The 25025-nt window shown below is 73.7% G+C and carries 20 protein-coding genes; 4 read left to right on the top strand and 16 right to left on the bottom strand.

From position 1 onward, the window contains the following. Positions 1 to 38: 38 nt before the first annotated feature. The 9 genes from MDN94_RS27195 to pgfA all read right to left on the bottom strand — a co-directional run bounded on the left by MDN94_RS27195 (position 39) and on the right by pgfA (position 11360). A complete protein-coding gene (locus MDN94_RS27195; protein WP_482728539.1) occupies positions 39 to 836 on the bottom strand; it encodes an FkbM family methyltransferase in 798 nt (265 codons plus the stop codon). After that, positions 833 to 1042, bottom strand: a complete 210-nt coding sequence (locus MDN94_RS27190; protein WP_159694254.1) for a Trm112 family protein — start codon at positions 1040 to 1042, stop codon at positions 833 to 835. Before MDN94_RS27190 ends, MDN94_RS27195 begins: the two co-directional genes overlap by 4 nt. Positions 1043 to 1085: 43 nt before the next feature. Beyond that, positions 1086 to 1994, bottom strand: coding sequence for a hypothetical protein (locus MDN94_RS27185; protein ID WP_482728538.1), 909 nt, complete (start codon positions 1992 to 1994; stop codon positions 1086 to 1088). Between the two features lie 5 nt (positions 1995 to 1999). Beyond that, positions 2000 to 2719, bottom strand: a complete 720-nt coding sequence (locus MDN94_RS27180; RefSeq protein WP_482728537.1) for a class I SAM-dependent methyltransferase — start codon at positions 2717 to 2719, stop codon at positions 2000 to 2002. Then, positions 2716 to 4017, bottom strand: a complete 1302-nt coding sequence (locus tag MDN94_RS27175) for a condensation protein (RefSeq protein WP_482728536.1) — start codon at positions 4015 to 4017, stop codon at positions 2716 to 2718. Before MDN94_RS27175 ends, MDN94_RS27180 begins: the two co-directional genes overlap by 4 nt. Beyond that, positions 4017 to 8297, bottom strand: coding sequence for an alpha-(1->3)-arabinofuranosyltransferase domain-containing protein (locus MDN94_RS27170; protein ID WP_482728535.1), 4281 nt, complete (start codon positions 8295 to 8297; stop codon positions 4017 to 4019). Before MDN94_RS27170 ends, MDN94_RS27175 begins: the two co-directional genes overlap by 1 nt. Continuing rightward, on the bottom strand, positions 8294 to 9013 hold the full coding sequence (locus tag MDN94_RS27165; protein WP_482728534.1) for a class I SAM-dependent methyltransferase: 720 nt from the start codon (positions 9011 to 9013) through the stop codon (positions 8294 to 8296). Before MDN94_RS27165 ends, MDN94_RS27170 begins: the two co-directional genes overlap by 4 nt. Further along, a complete protein-coding gene (locus tag MDN94_RS27160) occupies positions 9010 to 10215 on the bottom strand; it encodes a glycosyltransferase family 4 protein (protein ID WP_482728533.1) in 1206 nt (401 codons plus the stop codon). The genes MDN94_RS27165 and MDN94_RS27160 overlap by 4 nt, the downstream gene beginning before the upstream one ends. Before the next feature lie 161 nt (positions 10216 to 10376). Further along, positions 10377 to 11360 carry a cell envelope lipid trafficking protein PgfA gene (pgfA, locus tag MDN94_RS27155; protein ID WP_482728532.1) on the bottom strand — a complete coding sequence of 328 codons (984 nt, stop codon included), beginning with the start codon at positions 11358 to 11360 and terminating at the stop codon, positions 10377 to 10379. A gap of 184 nt (positions 11361 to 11544) precedes the next feature. Here pgfA and MDN94_RS27150 point away from each other — a divergent pair, with 184 nt between their 5' ends. After that, positions 11545 to 11697: a hypothetical protein gene (locus MDN94_RS27150; protein WP_482728531.1), complete on the top strand. Its 153-nt coding sequence runs from the start codon at positions 11545 to 11547 to the stop codon at positions 11695 to 11697. Continuing rightward, positions 11694 to 12902, top strand: coding sequence for a PucR family transcriptional regulator (locus MDN94_RS27145; protein ID WP_453454979.1), 1209 nt, complete (start codon positions 11694 to 11696; stop codon positions 12900 to 12902). Before MDN94_RS27150 ends, MDN94_RS27145 begins: the two co-directional genes overlap by 4 nt. 52 nt (positions 12903 to 12954) lie before the next feature. On the opposite strand, the gene MDN94_RS27140 is transcribed toward MDN94_RS27145, so the two are convergent. The 5 genes from MDN94_RS27140 to MDN94_RS27120 all read right to left on the bottom strand — a co-directional run bounded on the left by MDN94_RS27140 (position 12955) and on the right by MDN94_RS27120 (position 19272). Continuing rightward, entirely contained in the window at positions 12955 to 13641 is a 687-nt protein-coding gene (locus MDN94_RS27140; protein WP_482728530.1) for an HAD family hydrolase, read from the bottom strand. Between the two features lie 25 nt (positions 13642 to 13666). Beyond that, complete coding sequence (locus tag MDN94_RS27135; RefSeq protein WP_482728529.1) at positions 13667 to 14149, bottom strand: Lrp/AsnC family transcriptional regulator; 483 nt, start codon at positions 14147 to 14149, stop codon at positions 13667 to 13669. Positions 14150 to 14242: 93 nt separating this feature from the next. Beyond that, complete coding sequence (locus MDN94_RS27130) at positions 14243 to 16963, bottom strand: SpoIIE family protein phosphatase (RefSeq protein WP_482728528.1); 2721 nt, start codon at positions 16961 to 16963, stop codon at positions 14243 to 14245. A gap of 154 nt (positions 16964 to 17117) precedes the next feature. Then, entirely contained in the window at positions 17118 to 18542 is a 1425-nt protein-coding gene (locus MDN94_RS27125) for an FAD-dependent oxidoreductase (RefSeq protein ID WP_482728527.1), read from the bottom strand. 67 nt (positions 18543 to 18609) lie between these two features. Continuing rightward, a complete protein-coding gene (locus MDN94_RS27120) occupies positions 18610 to 19272 on the bottom strand; it encodes a dienelactone hydrolase family protein (protein ID WP_482728526.1) in 663 nt (220 codons plus the stop codon). A 502-nt stretch (positions 19273 to 19774) separates the two neighbouring features. Here MDN94_RS27120 and MDN94_RS27115 point away from each other — a divergent pair. Next, positions 19775 to 21283, top strand: coding sequence for an FUSC family protein (locus tag MDN94_RS27115; protein ID WP_482728525.1), 1509 nt, complete (start codon positions 19775 to 19777; stop codon positions 21281 to 21283). Positions 21284 to 21410: 127 nt separating this feature from the next. Then, a complete protein-coding gene (locus MDN94_RS27110) occupies positions 21411 to 22460 on the top strand; it encodes a lactonase family protein (RefSeq protein ID WP_482728524.1) in 1050 nt (349 codons plus the stop codon). Positions 22461 to 22756: 296 nt separating this feature from the next. Here the strand turns inward: MDN94_RS27110 and MDN94_RS27105 are convergent, their stop codons facing one another. Then, positions 22757 to 23674: a sirohydrochlorin chelatase gene (locus MDN94_RS27105; protein ID WP_482728523.1), complete on the bottom strand. Its 918-nt coding sequence runs from the start codon at positions 23672 to 23674 to the stop codon at positions 22757 to 22759. A 72-nt stretch (positions 23675 to 23746) separates the two neighbouring features. After that, the gene (locus tag MDN94_RS27100) at positions 23747 to 24757 is read right to left on the bottom strand and encodes an N-acetylglucosamine kinase (RefSeq protein ID WP_482728522.1); all 1011 of its coding nucleotides are present in this window, start codon (positions 24755 to 24757) and stop codon (positions 23747 to 23749) included. Positions 24758 to 25025: the final 268 nt, after the last annotated feature.

The following is a 25025-nucleotide window of genomic DNA, read 5'->3' as shown; positions in this document are numbered from 1 at the left end:
ATCAACGCCTCAAACCGGATTCATTCCTCCTGTGGGGGTCATGCGAGTGGTCGCCCGGGGGCCGTCGTGCCCGCGGGGACGCGTCCCGCCGGCAGGAAGAGCACCGAATTGACGTACCGGCCCTCCCGCTGCGCCAGTGCCCGGCGCAGGAGCCCCCGGTGCACGAGGTGCTCGGTCCTCGACTGGTGGCCGGCCAGGTCGAAGTCGTCCAACGGCATCCACCAGCGGGCGGCCAGTACCCAGCCCCTGTAGCCCTGCCCGGTCAGCAGGGCGATCACCGGGGTGATGGGCCGGATACGGGTCTCCAGCTCGACGAGGAGCGCCGGGCGGTCCCGTTGCAGAAGGCCCGCGGCGCCGAGGAGCGCCGGGAGTTCCTCGCCGTCCACGTCCACCTTCACGAACCGCACGTCGCGCAGGCCGAGGCTGTCGACGGTGACCGCCGGTACGGACACGCTGTGGGAGTGGATGTCCCGGCGGGCGAGCGAGGAGACCCCCCGGTCCCCTCGGTCGCCCGCCGGCAGCCACAGCCGCCGGGCGGTGGTCTCCCGGTCGCTGGCGGCCGCCTGCACGACCCGGGCGTTGCCGGGCAGGGTCGACCGCAGATGACGGGCGAGGTGGGGCACCGGTTCCAAGGTCACGACCCTGTCGCAGCGGGCGGCCAGCCGGCGGGACCAGGGGCCGTACCAGCCGCCGATGTCGATCGCCGTGCCTCCTCGCGGGCAGAAGTCGGCGAGCCGGCCGAGTTCCGGTTCGAAGCGCGGGTACAGGGCGCAGGCCGCGGAGCCGACCCAGCGGGTGGGCAGGCGGGAGGCGACCGCCGCCGCGACAGTGGTCACTCGGCGGCCGCCCGCAGATACCTTGCGTGGTCGTCCTCCGTGACCCTGCTCCCCGACGACGGAAGCAGCTGGGGGATGCCGTCCACGATGGGGTAACTCAGCTGCAGCCTCGGGTTGTAGAGGATGTTCTGTCCGCCGAGCAGTGTCAGGGGGCCCTTGTCGAGCGGGCAGGCGAGGATGCGCAGCAGCGGGTCGTCGGCGTCCATGGCAACGTCCTTACGGTTCGGCGGTCGGGTCGGGTCGGTCGGTTCAGGTGACCGGAGGCGGTCCCTGGGTACGCGGGGCCGGATCGTGGCGGGGGAGGGCGAGCAGCACGGACAGCGCAAGCGCCGTGCCGGCCACCCGCAGTGTCAGCAGCAGCGGATCCTCCGGCAGCCGCTCCCCGAAGGTGATCGTCCCGAGCACCGCCGTGAACAGACAGGTCACCGTGGTGCATACGGGCACGATGAGGGAGGCACGGCAACGCTGCAGCGCAGCCTGCGACATGACGAGACCGGCCGCCGCCGTGAACATCAGCAGATACGGGTAGGGCGACGTGAACAGCGAGCGGGCCGCGTCGCCGACGTCGGCCGTGGTCAGCCGGCTCGACGCGCCCTTGATCGCCAGCGAGCTGACCCCGTACAGCAGACCAACGGCCACTCCATAGCCGATGCCGTTGGTCGGCAGCCGGTGGCGCTTGCGGGAGCGCTGCTCGACCCGGCCGTACAGCCACACGCCCGCGGCGAGGGTCGGCACGCTCACCAGCAGCACCAGCGTCCACGGAGCTCCGCCGCTCACCGTGTCCTCGCCCTCCCGGACGGAGGCGACGACCATCAGCAGCGCCACGAGCACCGCGCCGAGCGCGTAGCGTTCGCGGCCCGACGGCCGTTCGCCGAGTACCGCCGAAGAGAGCAGCAGGAGCAGGACGAGTCCCGAAACGAAGATTCCCTGGGCGGCCGCGATCGGCAGCGCCCGGTAGACGATCAGCTGGGCCGCGAACCCGGCGGCCAGTGCCAGCGATCCGGCGATCCACGCCGGACTTGTCAGCAGCACCAGGACGACGTGCACGGGCCTGCCCGCGGAGAGCGCGGGCAGCCGGCCGAGGGCCTTCTTCTCCAGGACGAATCCCACGCTGTACAGCAGGTTGGCCAGCAGTGCCGCGCCCACGCCCCACCACACGGCCGCTACCCCCGCCGGGCGTGCGCGAGGAGGATGGACGCCGCGCCGGGAACCGCGCACGCCGCCCGGTCCAGCAGCCGCAGCCCGCGCGGCACCCCGTGGAACGGCGCGCCGGTGATCCGCACGTCGCGAAATCCGGCGGCCGTGAGGTACGAGCGCAGGGCACGGGCCGTGTACAGCCGCAGGTGGCCCACGACCTGCGAGCCGGGCCGGCCGTGGATCCCGCGCAGGCTCACCTCGGAGAACACCGGCTGCACCCCGGCCAGCAGCAGGGCGCGGTTGTACCAGGCCGCGAGGTTCGGCGTCGAGAGCATCAGATGGCCTGCCGGCCGCAGGATCCGGCGCAGTTCGTCCAGCGCGTGGTCCGGGTCGACGAGATGCTCGATGACCTCGCTGAACAGCACCGCGTCGGCGCAGCCGTCGGCGAACGGCAGCCCGTGGTCGAGCTCGCCGCGCACCACGTTCCCGATGTGCGGCCGGGCGCGGCGCAGCGCGTCGTGCGACCAGTCGACGCCGACGAGCCGATGGCTGCCGAGGTACGGCGCCGCGGCCCGCGCCGCGCTGCCGTCGCCGCATCCGACGTCGACCACGAGCCGCCCCGTCGCCGGGCCGAGGGCGTCGGCCAGCAGCCGTGCCTGGCGTCTGCTGCGGGCGTCGCCGGAGGCGACGGGGACGGCGGGATCCTCGTAGAAGTCCCGCAAGGACGGTGAGCCGGTGCCGGTCACAGGGCCTCCGTCGCCTTCAGATGGTGTGCGAACAGCTCGCGCAGCCGTACGCCGTCCTCGTCGCAGAGCAGCGAACGCGACCACCGCAGCACCAGATGGAGCCGGCCTGCAGTGGCGGCGGTGGTGACGGTGAGCCCGCGCGGCATCCTGGCCGGCGCGGAGAACCAGACGGCGACGGCCCGTCCGGCGTCGCCGAAGTCCAGCGGGTACGGGATGCGGCCGATGTTGCTCAGCAGTGTCGTCGACGTCCACGGCCCGGCCAGCAGCCGCAGACCACGTGTGAGCCCGGCCCGCGCCGCGACCGGCAGTACGGGAAGCGTCAACAGGGATGCCCCGTAACCAAGTTGAGGACGGGGTGCGGCTTTGAGGGCGCGTGTGCGCTCCGCGGTGCGGCGCAGCAGTCGCGCGAGGTCGAGGCCGTCGGTCTCGGCGGCCGTGAAGCCGACCTCGACCAGCCGGGTGCCGTTGCCGATGGGCATCTCGGGGCCACGGCTACGGTCGTCCACGGGCATGGTGATGCGCAGCGGCCGGCGTGGGGCGTCATGGGCCCGGTTCCAGTCGGCGATCATCAGGGCGGTGGCCACCATCAACTGGTCGTTGACCGTGTAGCGGGCTCCTGTCTCCCGCCGGGGCACCGGCAGTTCGGTGACGAGCATCGCGTTGCCCGGAACCGGTCCCGGGGTACCCGCCGCGACCCGCGCGGGTCTGCCCGGCAGGGCGGGGCCGCCCGCCCGGTGCGGCCGCCCGGGGGGCGCGGGCCGGGCCGGCGGGGGTGCGGCAGGGGCCGGCGTGCCGCTGTAGATCTCCGCGGCCGTGGCCGCCAGCCGCAGGCACGCGGGGCCGTCGAGGGCCGTGTGGTTGAGCGTGAACACCAGCACACAGCCGGGCCTGCCGGGTTCCTCGACGACCTCGAGCCGCAGCGGCGGCGAGGACGTCAGCGGCGGCGCCTCGGCGAGGGCGCGTTCCCGTGCCCGGGCGAGGGCGCCGGCCGCGCGCGGCGGAAACGTCACCACCTCCGTGTCGGGCCCGCCCGTCAGCTCCCACTCGTAGCGCCGTGCGAGCGGGCCGCGGGCGCGCTCGCGCATCAGCGCACGCGGATAGCGGCACAGGGCCTGCCCGAACGCGGCGCGCAGCCGGTCCGGTTCGACGGCGCCGGGAAGATGGATCTCGATGTGCACCGTGTTGGGTTCCGTGTCCTGCGCGCAGTGCCGTGCGACCTCGTCGACGACGGGGAACGGCACCCGCGGCAGCTCCGGCTCCGCCGCGTGGGGGGACACGGGGCGCTCGACCGTCGCCATCAGAGACTCCCTCCGGGATGCCGGCGCGGCGGGCCGCCGCTGCCGGCGGCAGGGGGCGGCGGAACGCCGGGCGGCCTGGGCGGACCCGGTTCCGGTGTGCCCGAACCGGGGGGACGCCCCTCGTCAGGGCCCGGCGCCCGCGGCGCGGGCCCTCCGCCGGACCGGTGGGCGCCCATGGGACCGCCACGTTCCCGCCCCACGCTCACCAGAGCGGCGAACAAGGCGGTGAGGGCGAGGAGTTGAGCCGCCGGCCCGTAAGCACCCCGGTCCGGCGACAGCCCGTCGCCGGCTCCCAGCGCGGCCACCGCGCCGGCCCCGGCCATCGCCGTGAACGCGAGCGGTACGAGGAACGCCGGCCGCAGCCACGCCAGGACCGCCAGCACGGGCACCACCACCGCCACGGGTCCGGCGACCACCACGGCCACCACGGTCAGGGCCACGGCGCCGACCAGCGGCCCGGGTGCGGGAGGGGCCGCCACGGGGTGCTCCGCAGCCCGGCCGCGCCGTCCGACGAGCGCGAGGCACACCAGCACGGCGAGCAGCAGCCCGGCGCCCGCCAGACCGGCGCGGTACATCCACGACGGCTCGTACTCGAGCGTCACCGTGCCGCCCTTCCCGGCGGGGACCAGCCAGGCCTGCTGCCAGCCGTCGATCCTCAGGGGCGTCAGCTCCTCGCCGTCCAGCCTGGCCTTCCAGCCGGGGTTGTGGTTCTCGTGGAGTTGGAGGTACGAGGCGTCTCCCGGCCCGACCCGCACGGACCGGTGGTCGCCACTGCCTTCCCGGACCTCCAGGGCGCGGTCGGTCCCGGCGCCCGCGCGGGACGCCGGCGTGCCGGTCGTGAGCGTGACGCCGATGACGGCGAGGGGGCCCGCGTCTCCGGCCTCGACCGTGTGGGTCCGCTCGTCGAGGTCCACCCGGCTCCCGTCCGTGCAGAGGGAGACCTCGACGGGCCGGCGCCCGGTCAGGTCTCCCACCCGTCCTTCGGCACGGGTCTCGAGGAACTGCCCGTCGACGGAGAGGACCGGCCCCTTGCCGCACGGCAGCGTGAACGTCCGCTCCGGGTCCGGCTGAGGTGCGCGGAACTCCTTGAGGGCCGGGATGTGGATCTCGCTCAGGCCGACCGGAAGCTGCAACTGGTCGTCGGCGACCGGGTTGTGCAGAGTGAGCGGCGCGGTCCGCGAGACGGTGATGTCCATCCGGTCGGTGGTGATGGGCGGGAAGCGGGCCATGCCGTTCTCGTCCACCGCGGCGACGGCGGTCCCGTCGGGAGAGCTGATCTGCACCTGCTCCGGCCGGGTGGAGAGCCCGCCGGCCGCCGCGAAGACCATCTCGCCGACCGAGGTCTTCTTCGGCCAGGACAGATGGAGCACGGGGCGCTCACCGGCGATCCAGGCCGTGGTGAGGTCGCCGTCAGTGAGGTTGCGGGGGCTGAGGTTCGTCCCCAGGGCCGCCGTCGAGTCGGCGCTCGCGACGATCTTGTCGCGCTGCCCGGTGAGGTCGAACAGCAGCTTGTCCAGCGCTTCGCCCGGCACGGGCAGCGCGGTGGCACGGACGGTGTACGGGCCGGAGCGGGCCGCGGTGAACTGCCGGTGCAGCCCCACCTCGGCGGCGACGGCGGACAGTCCGCCCGGGTCGCTGCCGCGCTGGAGCGAGTAGACGACCGAGCCGCCGGTCTCCTTCGGTGCGTCCTCGGGGAGCTGGAGCATGCGCGTGACCTGGACGCCGGGAACGGAGATCTCGGCGAACCCTGCGCCGGTCAGTCCGGGACGGCCCTGCTGCGACTCCAGGACGGTGACCTTCAGCCAGGTCGCGGCACCCGCGGGGGCGTCGACGTCCTGCACCGAGCCGTCGGGCCGCAGCGTGCTCGTACGGCTGCCGAGGTCGGTCTCGACGCGGACGGCCGTCGGCGCTGCCCGGACGTTGCCGCTCGGCAGCGGGGTGAGCCGGAGCGTGGCCGGGACGTCGGTCGGGCCGTTGAAGTCGATCCTGATCCATTCGCCCGCCGGCGATCCGGGCGAGCCCTCCGCCCAGCCCGTGCCGGGATTGCCGTCGAAGGCGTTGACCGGGTCGTACTGCGGCAGGTGGAAGAGCCAGTTCCCGGCGGACGACGCGGTCACCGACGCGGCGCCCCGCAGCACGGCGGTGGTCTGGTGCCCGGGGCCGGGCAGGGGCAGGATCTGTCGGGGCTCGGCGCCGGGGTCCTGCACCGCCTCGGGGGCGTTGCGTTCCTCGCGGGTGTAGGTGTGGGACGTGTTCGAGTTGACCAGTCCGAAGCGGGTGTCGGCGCGGCGCATCCCGTCGCCCGCCGCGTACAGCGACGGCTGGTCCACGCCCGGAAGTTCATCGCCGGCGAGTACGGCCGCCCGGCCGTCGAGCCGCCCGCCGGAGGACAGCGGCAGCAGGGACTCGGGACCGCCGCTGACGACGGCCGCCGCCGAGGCCGGGGTCAGCCGGGCCTTGCCGGGGCGTGCGGTGCCCGCCGGCGGTTCGTAGATCTCCACGGCCCGCTGCCGCGGGAACAGGCCCTCCACCTGGACCGGTGTGTCGTCGGCGATACGTCCGCCGGTCAGCACCGGGCCGAAGCCCGCGACGCGCCTGTATCCGGAAGCCTCCAGGGTCCGTTTCACCGTGGTGGTCGGGACATGGCCCAGCTGGCGCGGGTCGAGGTCGTTGCGCACCACGACGTGGTGCAGTCCGGCCCGGTGCAGAAAGGCCCTCAGACCCGGTACCTCGCCGCCGGAGGTGAGCGCCTGCTCGACGGCGTCCATCGCACGGCGGTTGCCCGGTGTGCCGAAGGGCACGTAGTCCCGCTGCGCCCATGGCGAGCGGGCGAGGACGTCGAGCGGCTGGTCGATGGGCGAGCCCCAGGTGTAGATGCCGTGCGCGGTCGCCGGCACGACGAGGGCCCGGTCCTGTGCCGCGTTGTCCGCCAGCCAGTCGGCGGTCGTCTCCCAGTACGCGGGCAGCCGCTGGAACGAACCGGGCTGGAGGACCGAGCCGTTGACGTACGGCCAGCACAGGCCCGGCAGTACGAGCAGGGCCGCCGCCGGGACGAGCCGGCGCCCGCGGACCCACGCGGCGAGCGAGACGACGGCGGTCAGGTGCATGAGGCCCAGCGCCAGGGCAAGGGCGGCTCCCGTCTGGAACTTGTAGATGTTGCGGAACGGCACCAGCGGGCCGTTCAGCCAGTCCTGCACGGCCCCGTGGAAGGGGCCGCCGAGCGCCCCGCCGTACCCGGCCAGCGTGACGAGGCCGACGGTCAGGACGGTCACCACCAGCCAGCGGCGTTCGGGCAGATCACGCCGGGCGAGACCGGCGAGCCCCAGTGCCGCGGCGAGCGCCGAGCACAGCACGGCCACGGCGGAGGTGGCGACGGTCCAGCCGGCCGGGAGCCACGCCTCGCCGAAGTTGAGATAGCCGACCCAGTTGCCCGCGCCGCGCAGCACCTCGGTCGCCGACATCGTGGCGGTGGTGGTCTGCGAGGACTCCACGTACGGCATGAAGTTCTCGCCGTACGTACCGAGGAGCAGCAGCGGAACGATCCACCAGGCGGTGGCGAGAACCACGAAGGGGGTCCACCAGGCGATGAGCGCCCGCTTGCGCGGCCCGCCGGGCCGGCACAGCAGATAGAGCCCGACGGGCAGCAGTGAGGCCAGTGTCGACGCGGCGTTCACACCGCCCATGAGCGGGATCAGCAACGCGGAGCGGGCGGCGGCGATCCGCGGCGGTGTGTGCGGGTTCGTCAGCGGCAGCAGCACCCACGGCAGCATCGCGCCGGGCAGCGCGGCCGCGGAGGTCGAGCCGACGACGATCGTGTACGTGGGCCACAGGGCGTAGACGGCCGCGCCGAGGAGCCTGCTGCCCGACGATCCGGCCTCCAGCCGTTCGGCCAGCCGCAGCGCGCCCCAGAAGGCCGTCGTCACCACGATCGAGAGCCACAGCCGCTCCGCGAGCCAGACGGGCAGCTGGAGCACATCGGCCAGGGCGTGGAACGGCAGCATGGGGACGACGTAGCCGACGTACTGGTCGGCGATGCCGCCGAAGCCGGACCGGTCGTGCCACAGCCCGCTCAGGTCGCTGAGGAACTGCCACGGGTCCGCGACGACGCCGAGCTTCGTCTCGAACGTCATGCGGCCCGGCGACACCGCCAGGAACGCCACGAAAACCGCTGCCCAGAAGCCCAGCAGCCACCGGCGCGACCGGGGCCCCCGCGGCCGGTCGGAGGGCGGACCCCCGGCCGCGGGACGGGCGGGCGGTCGTGTGTGGACAGCGCTGGTCATGAACACCGCCGGAGAATGAGGAGGAGGTTCCAGGTGGCGAACTCACGCAGGCCGGGGACGCGCGGGACGAGCTCCGGCAGGACCGGCCAGTACCGTGAGCGCGCGCAGACGAGGTCCACATCGCCGCGGCCCCTGACATGGCGCAGTGTCGAGCCGACACCGATCTCGAAGAGGTTCTCGCCGAGCCGGTGCTTCGCGGCGCGTCCGCTGCGGCGCTCGTACCGGGCACGGGCCCGCTCGGCGCCCAGATAGTGCCAGGGCGCCCACTCGTGACCGCCCCAGGGCGAGAGCCAGTTGGTGAACGAGACGTAGATCAGGCCGCCGGGGCGGGTGACCCGGACCATCTCGCTCAGGAAGGTCCGCGGGTCCGCGACGTGTTCCAGCACGTTCGACGAGAAGCAGACGTCGGCCGTGCCCTCGGCGAGGGGAAGGAGGTATCCGTCGGCGACGACCGTTCCCTCGGCCGGCTCGGCCGCAAGTTCGGCGGCGTCCGGCTCGAAGAGGTAGCTGTGGGCGCCGCGCCGTCTGAACTCGCGGGTGAAGTGACCGCTGCCGCCGCCGATGTCGACGACGACCCGGCCGTCCAGCTTCACATGGCGCTCCACCTGGTCGGCAGCGTCGCGGGCGAGCAGCCCGTAGGCGGAGTCAGGGTCGGCCTGTTCGCGCAGGAACGCCCGGAAGAGGGTGAGGGAACGCCGGAACGAAGGATCCTTCACGTCCGTGCGCCGTTCGTGACGGCGGGCGCGGGGCCCTGCGGGGCAGGTGAGCGGTGCACCGCTTCCGCGGCCACGGCCTCGAACTGCCGCACCGTGCTGCTCCAGCGGAACGCGGCGGCCCGCTCGGCGGCGGCCTTCCCCATGTCCTCGCGCCGGTCGCAGTCGAGCGCCAGCGTGCACCAGGCCGCGGCGAACGACGACTCGCCCCGGCACAGCAGGCCCGTGACGCCGTCCTGGACGGAATCACGCAGGCCGGGTACGTCGAAGCCCAGCGTGGGCGTGCCGCGCGCCCCCGCCTCCGTCACCACGAGACCCCATCCCTCGACGGCCGCGGGATGCAGCAGCAGCCACGACTCGCAGAGCAGGCGGTGCTTCTCCTCCTCCGGCACATGACCGGTGAACTCGACGCCCTCACCGGCGAGTCGCTCCAGACGGGCCCGCTCGGGTCCGTCACCGACGATGACGAGTCGGCCGCCGGTGACCGGCCGGACCCGTTCCCACAGGTGCAGCAGCAGATCGATGCGCTTGTAGTCGACCAGCCGGCCCAGCGCCAGGAACATCGGCGTCCGCGAGCGGGGGCTGCGCGCGGCCGGTTCGTCGACGCCGTTGTGCACCACGCGGATCTGCCGGTCGGGCACGCCGATCGCGCGCAGGGCGCCGGCCGTGGACGGGGAGACGGCCACCATGAGGTTGCCGCGGTGCGCGCGAGCGAGTGCCCAGTGCTCGAGCAGCCGGCCGGCACGGGCGACGGGTGGTGGGAAGCGCATGTCCCAGAGCTCGGTGTGGACGTGGTTGACCAGGCAGACGGTGGGTCCGCGGTGCCAGAGGGGGCTCAGGTAGGGCATGCCGTTGCAGACCTCGACCAGCAGATCGCACTCGCCGACCTGCCGGGCGAACGCGGACCGTGCGCCGGCGTAGTGCCCGAGCGCGCCGCCGGCGGACACCACCCGGTACGACCGGTGCACGGCGGGTCCGCCGCACAGCAGTGTGATCCGGTGGCCCCGCGCGGTGAGGCCCTGCGCGAGCTGGTCGATGAGCAGTTCGGAGCCGCCGGCGGCGGCGTTGCCCAGGTCCCGATGGGCGAGGAAGACGATGTGCCGGGGGCTCTCGGACAACTCCGGGAGCAAGGCCTGGCGTTGGTGCGGGCGGGCCGGCGGCTGCTGCGGCGCCTCGAGCAGTGGGGGAGGTACGTGCTGGGGCATGGGTGCTCCAACTCGTTTCGGGGTGCGGAGGGGAATGGGGGGTGGCGGTGCCGGGTCGGGGACGGTGGGGGTGACCGGGGGGCCGTGCTGTGGTGGGGACAGCCAGTTTGGATACGCAGTCGGCGCGCGGCTACTCACCGGTATGACAACTTCTGCCGCTCTCAGGCGGGCGGACTCGTCATCAGGTGAGCATTCGCGCGGTCCGGAGCCGGACGGCGACCGCGTGCGACCAGCGCCGCGCCGATCACCGCGAGCAAGGAGCCCAGCGCCGCCGCGCCCACCGGCGCGGTGGAGCCGATGAGGGCGAGCTTGCCGCTGTCGCGCGAGGCCAGCGCGACCTGCTGCCGCTGTGTCTCCGCGGTGAACGCGAGCCGTTCGCTCTCCAGCAGCACCACCGCGTCCTTGTCCGACCCTGGCGCGCGCAGCGTCTTACGGGGACCGATGGCGGCGTGCATGATCCGCCCGGTGCGTCGGTCCACGATCAGCTCGACGCCGCTGTTGGCGTACCACTCCTCGGCCAGCACCTGCGGGGCCCCGGCCCTGCCGACCAGCCGCCCCGGCACCTGGCGCACCCCGGTCCTGGTCGGCGGCACGCTGCCGGTGAACCGCAGCCCCTCGTACCCCCGGACCTTGGCCGTGCCGCTGTAGCGGAGCCGGATCACGCCCCCGAGCGTGCCGTCCCACCAGCGGTAGGAGCGCTTCTCGACGTCGAAGGGGAACTTCAGGTAGGCCTCGCCGTCGAAGGCGGGGGACTCGTCGCAGCAGTGCACCGGCTCGTTGGTGGCGCGGTCGGTCACCCAGCGCTCCAGCGTCCACTGCAAGGAGTCGCGGGTGTCGGCCGCCGGCAGCGTGGCGTCGCTGTCGACGGACGTGGACACGTCCCACACGGCGTTGCCGCTCTTCTCGCTGTCGGCCACGTCGCCCCGCACCTGGCGGGTCACCGTGATCCGCTGCCCGTGCACGGTTCTCACCTTGGAGGTGTCGAAGTAGCTGCCGGTACCGGTGAACACGGTCGTGGTGTCGACGTCGACAGGTGTCCGCTTGGCCTGGGGTGCCACGTACCAGGCGAGAAGGGGAGCCAGTACGAGCAGGAAGACCCCTGCCCCGAAGAGCAGAAGCGAGGTCGGTGAAGCAGTACGGCGCATCCGGCACTCCTGGATCGAAAGAATTCGCAGGGAGATGCACGGACCCCGGGCCGGTCAGCCCTCAAGGGCTCAGAACAGTAGGCAGCCACTTGACGGAATGTCAATGTACTGTCAACACTGTGCGTTCAGCCGGTGGGGGCCGGCCGACGGGTGGGGATCGCCTCCAGCTAGGAGCTGACCCGACATGCGCAGACTTCTTGCCGCCGCCGTCACCGCAGCGTTGGCCACGGCGCTCGCCGTGGGAACGGCGCTGGGCATCGTGGCCGCGCTGCAGGCCACCCCGGAACAGCCGAACACCCCACTGATCAGCTACGACACCGGCCGGCCCGCCCGATGACCCGTCCCGCGTGGAGCGAGGTGCCCAAGGCTCAGGTCGACCGTTTCTCCGCCATCGCCCTGGCCGGGGCACAGGAGCTGGCCGAGGAGATCCTCGGCGAGATACGACGCGAGCACCCGCAACTGAAGCTCGTCGGGGACGAGTCCGGCGAGCCGATGGCACTCGTCGGCATACGCCGGGCCATCGAAGGCTTCGTACACAATCTGGCGTCCGGCGCCGGGCGTCCCCGCGTACCGCCGGACGTCTTCCAGGAGTTCGGCCGCGGCGAGGGACGCGGCGGCCGCAGCCTCGACTCGCTCCAGGCCACCTACCGGCTCGGCGTCAGACTCGCCTGGCGGAGATTCGCCGAGATAGGGCAGCAGGTCGACATCGCCGCGCCCGCCATGTACGAACTCGCCGAATCCGGCTTCGAGTACCTGGACGGCCTCGTGGAACAGTCGGTACGCGGCTACGCCGAGGCCGCGGCCCGCCGCGCGGGCGAACGGCTGCGCCTGCAACGCCAGTTGATCGACCTGCTGCTCGTGGAGCACCGCGGTGACCCGGCCGGCACCCTCGCCGAACGGGCGGCCCGGATCAGTTGGGAGCTCCCGGCCACCGTCGCCGTCGGCGTCCTGGTGCGCCCGGCCAGGGAAGCGGTCGCACCGGCCGTCGAGCCGGGCATCCTCCTCGACATGGAGAGCGAGCAGCCGCGCATCGTCGTGCCGGAACCGTGCACCGCCGGCCGCTCGGAGACCCTGCGCCGCGCCACGGCCGGCTGGTCGGGCGCGATCGGCCCCCCGGTGCCGCTCGCGGCGGCCGCCAGGTCGCTGCGCTGGGCGGAGACGGCGGTCCGTCTCATCGAGAGCGGGCTGCTGCCGGACGGCGAGGTGCTGCACTGCACGGAGCGCACGGAGGAACTGGTGCTACTGCCGTCGGGGGAGCTGATCGACGCGGCGGCCCACCGCTGCCTCGCGCCGCTGCGTGACGCGGCCCCCGCCCAGGCACGCCGTCTGGCGGAGACCCTTCTCGCCTGGATGGAGACCGCGGGCGGGGCACCCGAGGTGGCGCACCGCCTCGGCATCCACCCTCAGACGGCCCGCTACCGGCTGCGGCAGATCCGCGAACTGTGGGGCGACGTGATCGACGACCCCGACCGCCGCTTCGAGATGCTCCTCGTGCTGCGCGCCCAACGGCTGCGCGGGCAACTGGGGGAGGGTGGCGCCTGAGCGGTGTGCCCTGCCGCCGTCACGTCTGGCGAGCGATGCACGTGTACAGGCCTCACGCCTCGCCCATGACCCACCCGTACGCGGCCTCCGCCGTGAACTCGCGCTGCCCGCCCTTGAACAGCAGGTCCGCCGCGAGGAACGCCGTGTCCTCGGCCGTGTCCTCGACGTACGGCACGGCGATGCACCGCATGCCCGCCGCGCGGGCGGCCGCCGCCCCCGGCGGCGCGTCCTCCACGACCACGCAGTCGCCCGGCGCCGCGGCCAGGCGACGTGCCGCCTCCAGGAAGACGTCGGGCTCCGGCTTGCCGCGCCCGACCTCCTCCGCGGAGACCGTCACGGGGATGTGCCTGGCGAGACCGGTGACGGCGAGCACGGCCTCGATGGCGGCCGGCGACGAGCCCGAGGCCACCGCCATCGGCACGCCCCGGGCCGACAGGCGTTCCACGAACGATCGCATCCGCGGGAACACGTCCGTCGAGGCGCCCGCCAGCTCCAGGTAGGCGCGGTTCTTCGCGGCCAGCAGGTCGTCGAGCGGCGCGTCGATGGCGTACCGGGCGCGAAGGATCTCCAGCGTCTCGCGCGTGCCGATGCCGATGAACCGCTTGTGCTGCTCCCAGTCGAAATCGAGCACTCCGTGCGCCGCGAGGACCCGGCGCCCCGCTTCGAAGTAGTTCGGCTCGCTGTCCACGAGTGTGCCGTCGAGATCGAAGATCACCGAAGGGGTACGCGCAGTGCTCATGCCGTCCAGCATGCCAAGCGCCGGTTCAGCGCGGCGTACCGGTCGACCGGCCGACGGCCTCGACCAGCGGCAGCAGCCGGTAGGGCACTCGCTCGCGCAGGGCCATCTCGGTACGGGTCCGCACCACGCCGGGCAGATTGATCAGCCGCTGGATGACGTCCTCGAGATGCCCGTTGTCCCGTGCGGCGACCCGGGTGAGCAGGTCTCCGCCGCCAGTGATCGAGAACGCCTCGATGATCTCCGGCACGGCCGCCAGGGCATCGCCCACCTCGTCCAGATGCCCCTGGGTGACCTCGATGTGGACGAAGGCCAGTACCGGATGCCCCAGCGCACGGGGGGAGAGGTAGGGGCCCGTCCCGGTGATCACGCCGTCGCGCTCCAGGCGGTCGATCCTGGCCTGCAGCGTCCCGCGGGCGATGCCGAGGATGCGGGCGTACTCGCGCACGCTGGTGCGCGGCTGCTCGATCAGCAGCCGCAGGATGCGGGTGTCGAGTTCGTCCACCGCCATGGTCCGTCGGGCCCTTCCGCGGCGCGTTTTCCGGACCCCCACGGTACCAATGGCCCAGTCGGCCGGGCCTGGGCCCGCCGGTGCGCCCGGCGCTCACCACTCGAAGTCGTCCAGCAGCGTGCCGCCGGGCGGCACCTGCCCGTCGGTCAGCGACTGTTCCGTCCAGATCACCTTTCCCGTCGCCGTGTACCTCGTTCCCCACCGCGCGGACAGCTGAGCCACGAGGAACAGGCCGCGCCCGCCCTCATCGGTGGTGGCCGCCCGCTTCAGGTGCGGCGAGGTGCTGCTGCCGTCGGACACCTCGCAGATGAGGGTCCGCTCGTAGAGCAGCCGCACGCGGATCGGCTCGCTCCCGTACCGGATGGCGTTGGTGATCAGCTCGCTCAGCACCAGCTCGGTGGTGAATCCGGCCTCCTCGAGCCCCCACTCGTCCAGCTTCCTGCTGCACGCGCTGCGGACGGGCGCCACGGCCGCGGGGTCGCGCGGGACGTCCCAGGTGGCGATCCGGCTCCTGTCGATCAGCCGGGTGCGGGCCACCAGCAGGGCGATGTCGTCCCGCCGCGTCGCCGGCACCATGGCGTCGAACACGGCCTCGCAGGTCTCCTCGGGGGTCTCGTCGTGGCGGCCTGCCAGCGTCGTGCTGAGTGCGTGGAAACCGGCATCCAGATCGCGGTGGCGATGCTCCACGAGGCCGTCGGTGTACAGGACGAGACGGCTCCCCTCGGGCAGTCGCACCTCCGAGGACTCGAACGGCAGGCCGCCCAGGCCCAGTGGCGGGGACACGGGCAGGCGCAGGAACTCCACGCTGCCGTCCGGGCGCACGAGGGCCGGCGGCAGATGCCCGGCCGTCGCCAGCGTGCACAGGCCGGAGACCGGGTCGTAGATGGCATAGAGGCAGGTGGCGCCGGTGATCCCCTCAGTGCCCCCGCCCGGCTCGTCCTGGTCGATACGGCCCACCAATTCATCGAGACGGGCGAGGAGTTCGTCCGGCGGCAGGTCGAGCGTGGAGAAGTTGTGGACCGCGGTGCGCAGCCGGCCCATCGTCGCCGCGGCGTGCAGTCCATGGCCCACGACGTCTCCGACGACGAGAGCGACCCGCGCCCCGGGCAGCGGGATGACGTCGAACCAGTCGCCGCCGACCCGGGCCTGCGCCGGCAGATACCGGTAGGCGATGTCGACCGCGGTCTGACTGGGCAGGCCATGGGGCAGCAGACTTCGCTGGAGGGTTTCGGCCATCGTGTGCTCGCGCGTGAAGCGGCGCGCGTTGTCGATGGCGACGGCGGCCCGTGCGGCCAGTTCCTCGGCGAAGGACAGATCCTCCTCGCCGAAACGCTCCTCGCGCTGGGAACGCCAGAAGTTGACCATCCCCAGCACCACGCCGCGGGCCTGAAGGGGAGCCGTGATCAGCGAGTGGACGCCGTACGCGAGGGCGTTGTCCGCCCCTTTCGGGTCCTGGGCGCGCCAGCCGTTCGCGACGGTCAGATCGGCCTCGAGCACCGCGTGCCCGCCCGACAGTGCCTCGGACATCGGCGTGGCCGGGGAGAGGAAGCGGATCACGTCACCCACCGGCTGGAACGGGTGGTCCGCGCGGATGCCGGTCAGCGCGGCACGGCGCATCTCCGTGGGAGCACCCGACGGCTCGTCACCGTGCAGCACCGGGTTCAGCAGCTCGACCGTGACGAAGTCCGCGAACCGCGGGACCGCCACGCGGGACAACTCCTCCGCGGTCCGCACCACGTCCAGTGTGGTGCCGATCCGTCCGCCGGCGTCGTAGAGGATCTTCAGACGCTGCCGGGCGGTCTCGGCGGTGCCGGACAGGGCCCGCAGTTCCGTGGTGTCCCGCAGGGTCGCCACATTGCCGGAGTGCCCGCCGTACGGAGCGGTGGGTCGGGTGCTCACCGCGAGCAGCCGGTCCCCGGCCGTGTGCACCTCGTCGGTCACGGCTCGGTGGGAGGCCAGCAGAGCGGCGATGCCGCTGTCGAGGCCGAGGTCGGTGACGAGGCGTCCATCCGCGTCCGGCGGCAGCTCGAGGAGCCTGCGGGCCTCGTCGTTGGCCAGCATCAGCCGCCCGTCACCCCCGACGATCAGAACGCCTTCGCGCACCGCGTGCAGGACCGCGTCGTGGTGCTCGTACATCCGGGTCATCTCGGCGGGACCGATGCCGTGCGTCTGGCGGCGCAGCCGGCGGCTCACCAGGAGGGCGCTGCCCGTGGCCAGCGCCAGCGCACCGGCCGCGGAGAACAGGAGCATCGGGAGCTGCCGGTCCACCGCGTTGCCCACGTTCTCGATCTGGACGCCCGCCCCGACCAGGCCGATGACCGTGCCCTGGGAGTCGGCGACGGGTACGACCGCCCGTGCCGCGTCGCTGGGAGCGCCTTCGTAGATCTCGGTGAAGGCCTCACCTGCGGCGGCCCGCTCGACGCCCAGATTCCGCACGCCGATCAGGCGCGGGTCGGTATCGGCGTAGCGGGTGCCGTTCTTCGACATCACGGTGATGAAGTCGACCCCCGCCTCCCGGCTCGCACCGTCGATGAGCGGCTGGAGCGTGGCAGTGGGGTCCGGCGACCTGAGCGCGGCCGCCGTTCCGGGAGCGTGGGCGAAGGCCGTGGCCGTCGCCAGGGAGCGGTTCTCCGCGTCCTGCTCGCTGTTGCTCCGTGCCTGGATCACCAGCGCGGCGACCGCGGCGATGATCAGCAGCACGGCGACCACCATCTGCAGGAGGAGTACCTGCCCGGCGACGCTGCGCGCGCCCAGCAGGGACTCCCGCGGTCCCCACAGCGGGCGCCTCGATGTGTCGGGCCTGTGCCCGTTCATAGCGCTCCACTTCCCGGAGATGGGCGCCGACGCCGGGCTGATGCGCCGGCGAGAGCCACTTACCGCACTCCGGACCGGGCGGTCGGCCCGGTCATGTCTCTTTTCTAACACTTGAGGCGCTTTCCGGGCGTCGCCGCACGGAGGCGCGCAACTCTCAGCGCAGCGTGGCCTCCCTTGTCATCGGGGGCTCGGCGGGCGTCCTGGGCGGCGGGCCGAGGAGCACCGCCCGGAGCACCTTCGGCGCGAACAGGGTGCTGAGCGGAGTGGTCAGCGTCAGCACGGAACGGAACGCCTGTCCGACGACCGGGTCCCCCGGGTAGCGGTGCTGGACGCGGGACAGGTACCAGCCGGCAGCCCGGTCGGCCGGGGTGGCGGTGACGGCGCTGCCCACCGCCCCGGGCATCTTCTTGTCCGCCCCCGCCGAGATGTCCCACGCCTGCCGTGACGCCTCCAGCAGCGCACGCTGGACCCGGCGTGTCGTCGGTGTACGGCGGTGGTCGGTCAGCGCGTCGCGCAGTGCCACCGCGCTCATCGCGGCCACCGCCATGCCCTGCCCGTAGATGGGGTTGAACGTGCACAGCGCGTCGCCCGTAGCGAGGAAACCGGCGGGACGGCGGCCCGGCCGGTCGTAGCGGCGGCGCAGGTTCGACGTGCCGCGGAAGCCGAACGCCGGTGCCTCCGGCCGCGCCGCGCGCAGCCAGTCGTGGATGAAGGGGTGCGGGAGGCGGGCCGCGTACGCGGTGAAGCCCTCCTCGTCCGTGGGGGGTTCGTCACCCCGCAGGCCCGAAAGGGTCACCAGGTAGCGGCCGTCCTCCAACGGCAGCACCCCGCCCCCGTGCACCTGCGACGGTCCGGGCAGGACGTAGTAACCGAGCGACTGGGAACCGAGGTTGCCGCTCCCGTTGTGATAGACGCGGGAGGCGTACGCGAGGCCCGTGTCGATGGTCTCCTCCTGCGCCGGCTCCGCCCCGATCGCCGACAGCCACTGGGGGGCGCGCGACGCCCGTCCCGAAGCGTCCACCACCAGGTGCGCCTCCAGCGGCCGCGGCTCCTGGCCGGCCCCCGCGCCGCGGTCGCGCACCAGGACGCCCCGTACGCGCGTGGAGTCGCCGAGCAGGCCGACGGCCTCGGTCGAGGTGAGGACCCGGATCGAGGGCCGGGCGAGGACACGCCGGCGCACCAGATGCTCCACCTGCCCGCGCGAGCCGGTGTATAGGTGCGTCGTGGCCTCCGTACGGCTGAACCAATGGCCGCCCTGCCACTGGACCATGTCCGACGGCATACCGATCCGGGGCGCACCCGACGCCCTCAACTCGGCCATGAAGCCGGGCAGCAGGTCCTCCAGCGCGAGCTGACCGCCCTCCAGGAGCACATGGGGGTGCTGTCCCTGCGGAACACCGGGGCGCGATGCGGCGTCCTCGGGCAAGCGGTCCCGCTCGACGAGCGTCACCGTGTCGGCGTGATCCGCGAGCACATGCGCGGCCAGCAGCCCGGCGAGGCTCCCGCCGACGACGACAGCGTGCCGCCCGCCTGTGCCCCGCCGCCCCCAACTGCCTTTCCCCTGCGCGTCGTCCACCATGCGTCTGCCTCTCGTGGTCAGCAAGCCGATCGAGCACGACCAGTATCCCGGTGGCCGTGCCCCCAGCTCACCGCCCTCCGGCACCGCCCATGCGCAGGAACCAGTCCCGGGCCGCGTCCGCCGCCGCCTCCAAGGTCCCCGGTTCCTCGAAGAGATGGGTCGCGCCCGGGATCACATGGACGCGGTACTCGGCGCTCAGCTGCTCGGCGGCCTGCTCGTTCAGCTCGAGCACCTCGCGGTCCTCCCCGCCCACGATCAGCAGCACCGGAGCGCGCACCCTGCGGAGCGCGGTGCCCGCCAGGTCCGGGCGGCCGCCGCGTGACACCACGGCGCTCACCCGGTCCGCTCTGGCCGCTGCCGCGACGAGCGCGGCGGCGGCGCCCGTGCTCGCGCCGAAGAGACCCACCGGCAGGGACCCGGTGTCCGGCCGTTCGGTGATCCGGTCGACGGCCGCCTTCACACGCCGGCCGAGCAGCGGGATGTCGAAGCGCAGCTCGGCGGTCACCCGGTCCACGCGTTCCTCGTCCTCGCTGAGAAGGTCCATGAGCAGCGTGCCGAGGCCGGCCCGCTGCAGCGTCTCTGCCACCTGCCGGTTGCGCGGGCTGTGCCGCGAGCTGCCGCTCCCGTGGGCGAAGCACACGATGCCCGGAGCCGCCTCCGGCAGCACCAGATCACCCGTCAGGGTGACGTCGCCGGCGTCGATGGCGACCGTCTCCGTTGCCGTTGCCATGGGACCGCACCTCCTGTGCCTGTCGTCCGGTACGCCGGCCGCCCTTCTGCCGGTGCCTCCTCGGCCCGTGCCGCCGCCGCCGTCCGGAAGTCGGCGGGTACCCATGGACGGCGAAGACCCACTAGAGGCGAAGACCCGGGGGCGAAAGGCACGCGCGGGTGGGGGCGGGGCCGGCGCGAGCAGGGGCATGGAGGGGGCATGCCACGGAGGGAGCGGCGCGGCGGCCATGGCCGGGCGGGGCATGGCTGGAGTGTCGCGCAGCCGCTGCGGGCGGGACGGTGCCGCGCCGGGCTCCGGGGTCCCTCGGTCGGGCAACGCCGGGGGTCGTGGGCCAATGGCCGGCCCCGCGGCCGACGACCGTGCGCTCTGCTGAGCCAATGGCACAGTCTGATCCGGATGAGTTGAGCCAGCGGGCCGCCGGATGGTGTCATAGATACGTCGATGGCGCTGCGGGATTCCGTGGCGCCTTTTTCATGCCCGAACGAAAAGGGGACGGTAAGCAGTGCTGAAGAGGATGTTCGTCGCCGCGGATCCCGGACGGCTGCGCCTGCGCAGCGCCGTCCGGGCCGTGCTCGGCACCGGCCTGGCGGTCGCGGTCTGCGCTCTCGCCGGTCTCGCTCTGCCCGCGGTCGTCACCGGCGGGCTCTCCGCGCTCCTCGCCCTGTTCACCGTCACCGACCGCACGGTACGCGGCCAGGCCGTCACCACCGCGCTGCTGCCCGCTGTCGGCCTTCCCGTACTGGCTCTCGCCGCCGGCCTGCACGATCACGCCGTGCCCCGCGACCTTGCCTTCCTCGCCGTGGCCGGCGCCGGTGTGTACGCCCGGCGCTGGGGTCCGCGCGGTCACGCGCTCGGCACCTTCGCCTTCATGACGTTCTTCGTGGCGCAGTTCCTGCGCACCGCGCCCCGGCAGCTCCCCGAGGTGTACGCCGCCGTGATCCTGGCCGTGCTGGCGGCTTCGGCCGTCCGCTTCGGGCTCTGGTGCTACGAGCGGCGCATGCCGCCGCCGGTCGTCCCGGTACTGCCCGGCGGCTCGGGGCTCGCCCGGATCACCACACGGCAGGCCGTCCAGGCAGTGGCGGGCGGGGCCTTCGCACTGGTCGTCGGCCAGGTCGTCTCCGGCGACCGCTGGTACTGGGCCGTCGGCGCCTCCTGGTGGGTGTTCGTCAACACCTCCTCGCGCGGGGAGACGCTGGTCCGCGGCTTCCGCCGGGTCCTCGGTACGTTCCTCGGGATCGGCGCCGGTGTTCTCGTCGCCGTCCCGCTGCACGGGGCGACCGTCCCCACGGCGGTGCTCACCGCGGCGTGCGTCTTCGGCATCTTCTACACCGCCGCTGTCTCGTACAGCTGGATGATGTTCGCCGTGACGGTCCTGGTCAGCCTGCTGTACGGGCTCCTCGGCTTCCTCGAGCCGGCGCTGCTCCTGCTCCGCCTCGCCGAGACGGCCGTGGGCGCGGCGGGCGCGATGCTCGCAGTGCTGCTCGTCCTTCCCGTCACCACGCACGCCACCACCCATGCCTGGATCGAGCAGGCAGTGCGCAGTGTTCACCGCTGCACCGCGGAGGCCGCCGCACGTCTGGCCGGCGCCGTGGACGCCGACCCGGCCCCGCACGTCACCGAGCTGGAAGGGCTGCTCACCAGGGTCCGCCTGTCGCTCGCCCCGCTGACGCACCCCCTGTCGCCGCTTCGCGCCCGCAAGGCGCGTGCCCGCCGGGTGCTGGCGCTCCTCGACGACTGCGCCCGCGAGGTACGGGGGCTCGCCGCGGTCGCGGCGGATCCCCGGGCCTCGCACGACGCCCGCCTCGCGGCGGCCTGCCGGCGCGTGGAGGCGGCGGTCCACGCCCTGGTGGCGCCGCCCTCCGCCCCTGCGGCCGTGGCGGTCACTCCCGCCCCCGGGCACCACCCGGGGGCCGAGGCCGCACTCGCGCACCTCCACGGCCTGGAGCGCGCGCTCGCGGAGCTGGCCGCTCCCGTACGCACGTCGCCGCGCGCGCCGCTCGTAGCGGCCTGAGCCGTTCCCTCACGAGCGGTCCCATCGGTCACCCCGACCGGCGGATTGGTCTGGACCAACCTGCTACCTTCGTGGCGGCAGCAGTGATCGGTGACGGACGGCCGACGGGCCGAAGAGGGGCGGCACAGTGGCGGACAACAGTGCGGGACGGGCTTTCATCGGCTCGTTCACCTCGGCGGGAGGGCGCGGCATCGTGGCCGCGACCGTGGATCCGGTGACCGGAGCACTCACCGGGACAGGAGCGAGCGACGTCCTCGCCGATCCCTCCTACCTGGCCGCCGTCACGACGCCGGCCGGAACCGTCCTCTACGCGGTCTCCGAGACGGCGGACGGGGCGGTGGCGGCTTTCGCCGCCACCGGCGGCGATCCGCGGCCCATCGGCCGTCGGGTGCCGGTGGGCGGCGCGTCCCCGACGCACATCGCGGTCTCGCAAGGGCACCTGATGACCGCCAACTACGGCTCCGGCAGCGTGAGCGTGCTGCCTGTCGGAACGGACGGCGCGCCCGGACCCCTCGGTGGAGTCATGCGGCACGAGGGGCACGGCCCCGTGGCCGAGCGACAGAGTACGCCGCACGCCCACCAGGTACTGCCGGATCCGACCGGGCGCTGGGTGCTCAGCGTGGACCTCGGGACCGATTCCGTACGGACCTGCGCGCTCGACACCGCCGCGGACGCCCTGACCCTCCACCGGGAGGCGCCGCTGCGGCCGGGGACCGGACCCCGCCACCTCGCCTTTCATCCGGACGGGCGGCACGCCTACGTACTCGGCGAGCTCCAGCCGACAGTCACCCTCTGCCGTTGGGACCCGGCCGCCGGCCTGCTGGAACCGGTCAGCGAGACGAGGGTGGTCCCGGACGGCACGACGGGCCCCGTCCACCCTTCCGCGCCGGTCGTCTCGCGCGACGGCCGGCACCTGTGGGCCGCGGTCCGTGGGCACGACAGCATCGCCGTGCTCGCGCTCGACGCGACGGGGGAGCGGGCGACGCTCGTCACGAACGTGCCGTGCGGCGGGCACTGGCCGCGGGATCTGACGCTGGACCCGACGGGCCGCCGGCTCTACGTGGCGAACGAGCGCTCGGGCGATGTGACCTGGTTCGCTGTCGACCCGGCCACCGGCATCCCGCACCGCAGCGGGTCGCTCGCCGTCCCGGCGGCTTCATGCGTGGTCTTCGCCTGACCCTCCCGGACGGACGGGGTCTTCCGGGCGTGCGCCCTGGCCGCCGACCGGGCCGCCGCCGGGCACGGGCGACGACCGGCACGGTGGGCGCCCGCACGGTATCGAGGACCGCGGTGTCCTCACCGGCCGCCGGCAGCCGGTGAGCGGCACCGCTCGTACCCGCGCCGGTCAACCGGGCGCGCGCCGGCACGCGATGCCTTTCGTACACGCAGGGCCCGGGCCGGGCGACTCATGTCGCCCGGCCCGGGCCCTGCGGTGTGCTGCTCCTCGTCGGCCGCGTCCGCCGCCCGGTGGCGTCAGTGGGACGGCGTCCCGGGCTGCGGCGCGATGCCCAGCGCGGTCGTGTACTGCGACAGCACCAGCTTGCCGATCGCCGGGTACGCGCCGAGCGCCTCGGCGGCCGCACAGCCCGCGTCCTTCGCGGCGGCGTCGAGCAGACCTGCGGGCAGCTCCGGACCCACCAGGTACGGGGCGAGGGCCAGCTGCATCGACCCGGAGCCACGCAGCTGCTCCGCGATCGCGGCGACAGAGCCCTCCTCGTCGAGCGCGGCGGCCATCACCGGCACGGCCAGGCGGGCGGCGAGCAGCATGCCGGTGATTCCCGCGGCCTGCACCGCTTCCTCGCCGCCCACGGTGGCCAGGATGATGCCGTCGGCGGCGGTGGCCACCGTGAACAGCCGGGCACGGTCGGCGCGGGCCAGCCCTGCCTCTGAGAGGCGTACGTGCACGGCCTCCGCCAGCAGCGGATGCGGGCCGAGGACGTCGGTCAGCTCCACGGCGGCGCGGCTGTCCATGACGGCCTGGCGGACGCGGCGCATCAGCGCGTTGTCCGGGCCCGCCAGCAGCGGCACCACGACCGCGGCGGGACCCTCTGGCGCCGCCACGTCGCGGCCGGCGGCCTTGGCGATCTCGTAGCGCTCTGTACGCCGGGCGGCGGTGTGCGCGAGCACGGTCCGCAGCGCGGGGTACTCGGCGTCGTCACCGTCGAGGTAGCCGATGGCGACATCGAGGCCGGGCAGCTCGGACCGGGCGATGCTTATGACCTCTTCGGCCAGGCTGCGCGTGGTGGGCGACGGGGCGCCGGGCACAGCGAGCACGAGGGCGGGGGCGCCCTCGGGAGCCGCCACGGGCTCCGGGCGACGGTGTCGCCCGGACTGGCGGGGTCGCGGCATTCGTACAGGCAGGCCGGGTGCAGGCCCAGTGGAGGAGCTCATGGCGCCGCATGCTACTGGTTTTGCCTGAGCGGCTGTTCGGGGAGGGGGCGGACGAGCGTCATCTGTCCCGGTTTATCCGGTGGGGTCGTCGTGGCCCTCCCGCGACGCCGTCCCACCGGGGACGTACAGCATGGTCGGATGCGCCGGAAGCCGCAGTTCACCGGCCGCGAGGGAAGCCGCGAGGCGCAGCGCCCCGAAGAGCGGGTCGCCGTCCGCCGGCACCTGGCGGGCGTGCGGCAACTGCCCGGCCAGCTCGGCGCGCAGCGGGGCGAGCAGCGGCTCCCCGAGCTTCAGCAGCCCGCCGGTCAGAGCGACCTCGCAGCCCTCCGGCACCTCGTCCGGCGGAGGGCACACGGCGGCGGCCGCCTCCGCGATGTGCCCCGCGGCCCGCTCGAGGATGCTTGCGGCCACCGGGTCGTATCCGGCGCACCGGCCGACCTCGGGTGCGAAGGAGGCGAGCACCGCCGGCCGGTCCGGGCGGGGGTAGAGCATCCCCGGCAGCTCCGCGGCCGGGCCGAGTGCCGACTCCATCCGTTCCAGGAGCGGGGCCGAGCCGCCCCGCCGCCCGTCGTGGGCGCGCAGCGCCGCCTCGAGTCCCGCCCTTCCGATCCAGGCGCCGCTCCCGCAGTCGCCCAGCAGATGACCCCAGCCGTCCGCACGTCGCCAGGAGGTCAGATCGGTGCCCAGGGCGATCGTCCCGGTGCCGGCGGCGACCACGGCCCCGGGCCTGCTGCCCAGCGCGCCCGCGTACGCGGTGACCGCGTCGGCGGCCAGCCCCAGACGCCGTACGCCGAGCTCGCGGTCCAGCGCGGCGGGCAGTTCGGCCCGCAGTCGGCCGCCGAGTGTCGCCATCCCCGCCGCGCCGATCACCACGGCGGACAGCCGGCCGGCCCCGACCTGCTCCATGAGCCGCCGCACCATGGGGACCAACTGCTCCCGCATGTGTCCGGCATCGATCCCCGCGCTGCCGGTGCGCACCGGCTCACCGGAGAAGGCGGTCCGCGCCTGCTCCGGCTGCCCGGCCTCCGCGAGCGCCGCGCGCAGGCCGGAGCCGCCCGAATCCACACCCAGCACCCAGCTCACGACAGTCGCCGGCTGGAAGGACGGGCGCCTTGGCGCAGCACAAGCTCGTTCACGCGACTCCAGGACGAAGAGGACCGGTAACGACGGCGGCAGCCTATCCGCAGGCGCATGTCGGGGCGCAGCGGTGGCGGTTGAGGCCGTCGCGGCGCGGGCGTCGGACCGGTGACGGAGTGCCGACCGCTCCGCGCCACAGCGGCCGCGCCGACGGGCCGCGGTGGGTAACCGGTTCGCGGTCGGCAGGGAACCAGGGTGGTGGCAGGCGTGACCA

It is taken from the genome of Streptomyces sp. WAC00040 (assembly GCF_056835925.1).
The sequence above is the reverse complement of the archived record's forward strand: the minus strand, read 5'-3'. Positions and strand labels throughout refer to the sequence as shown.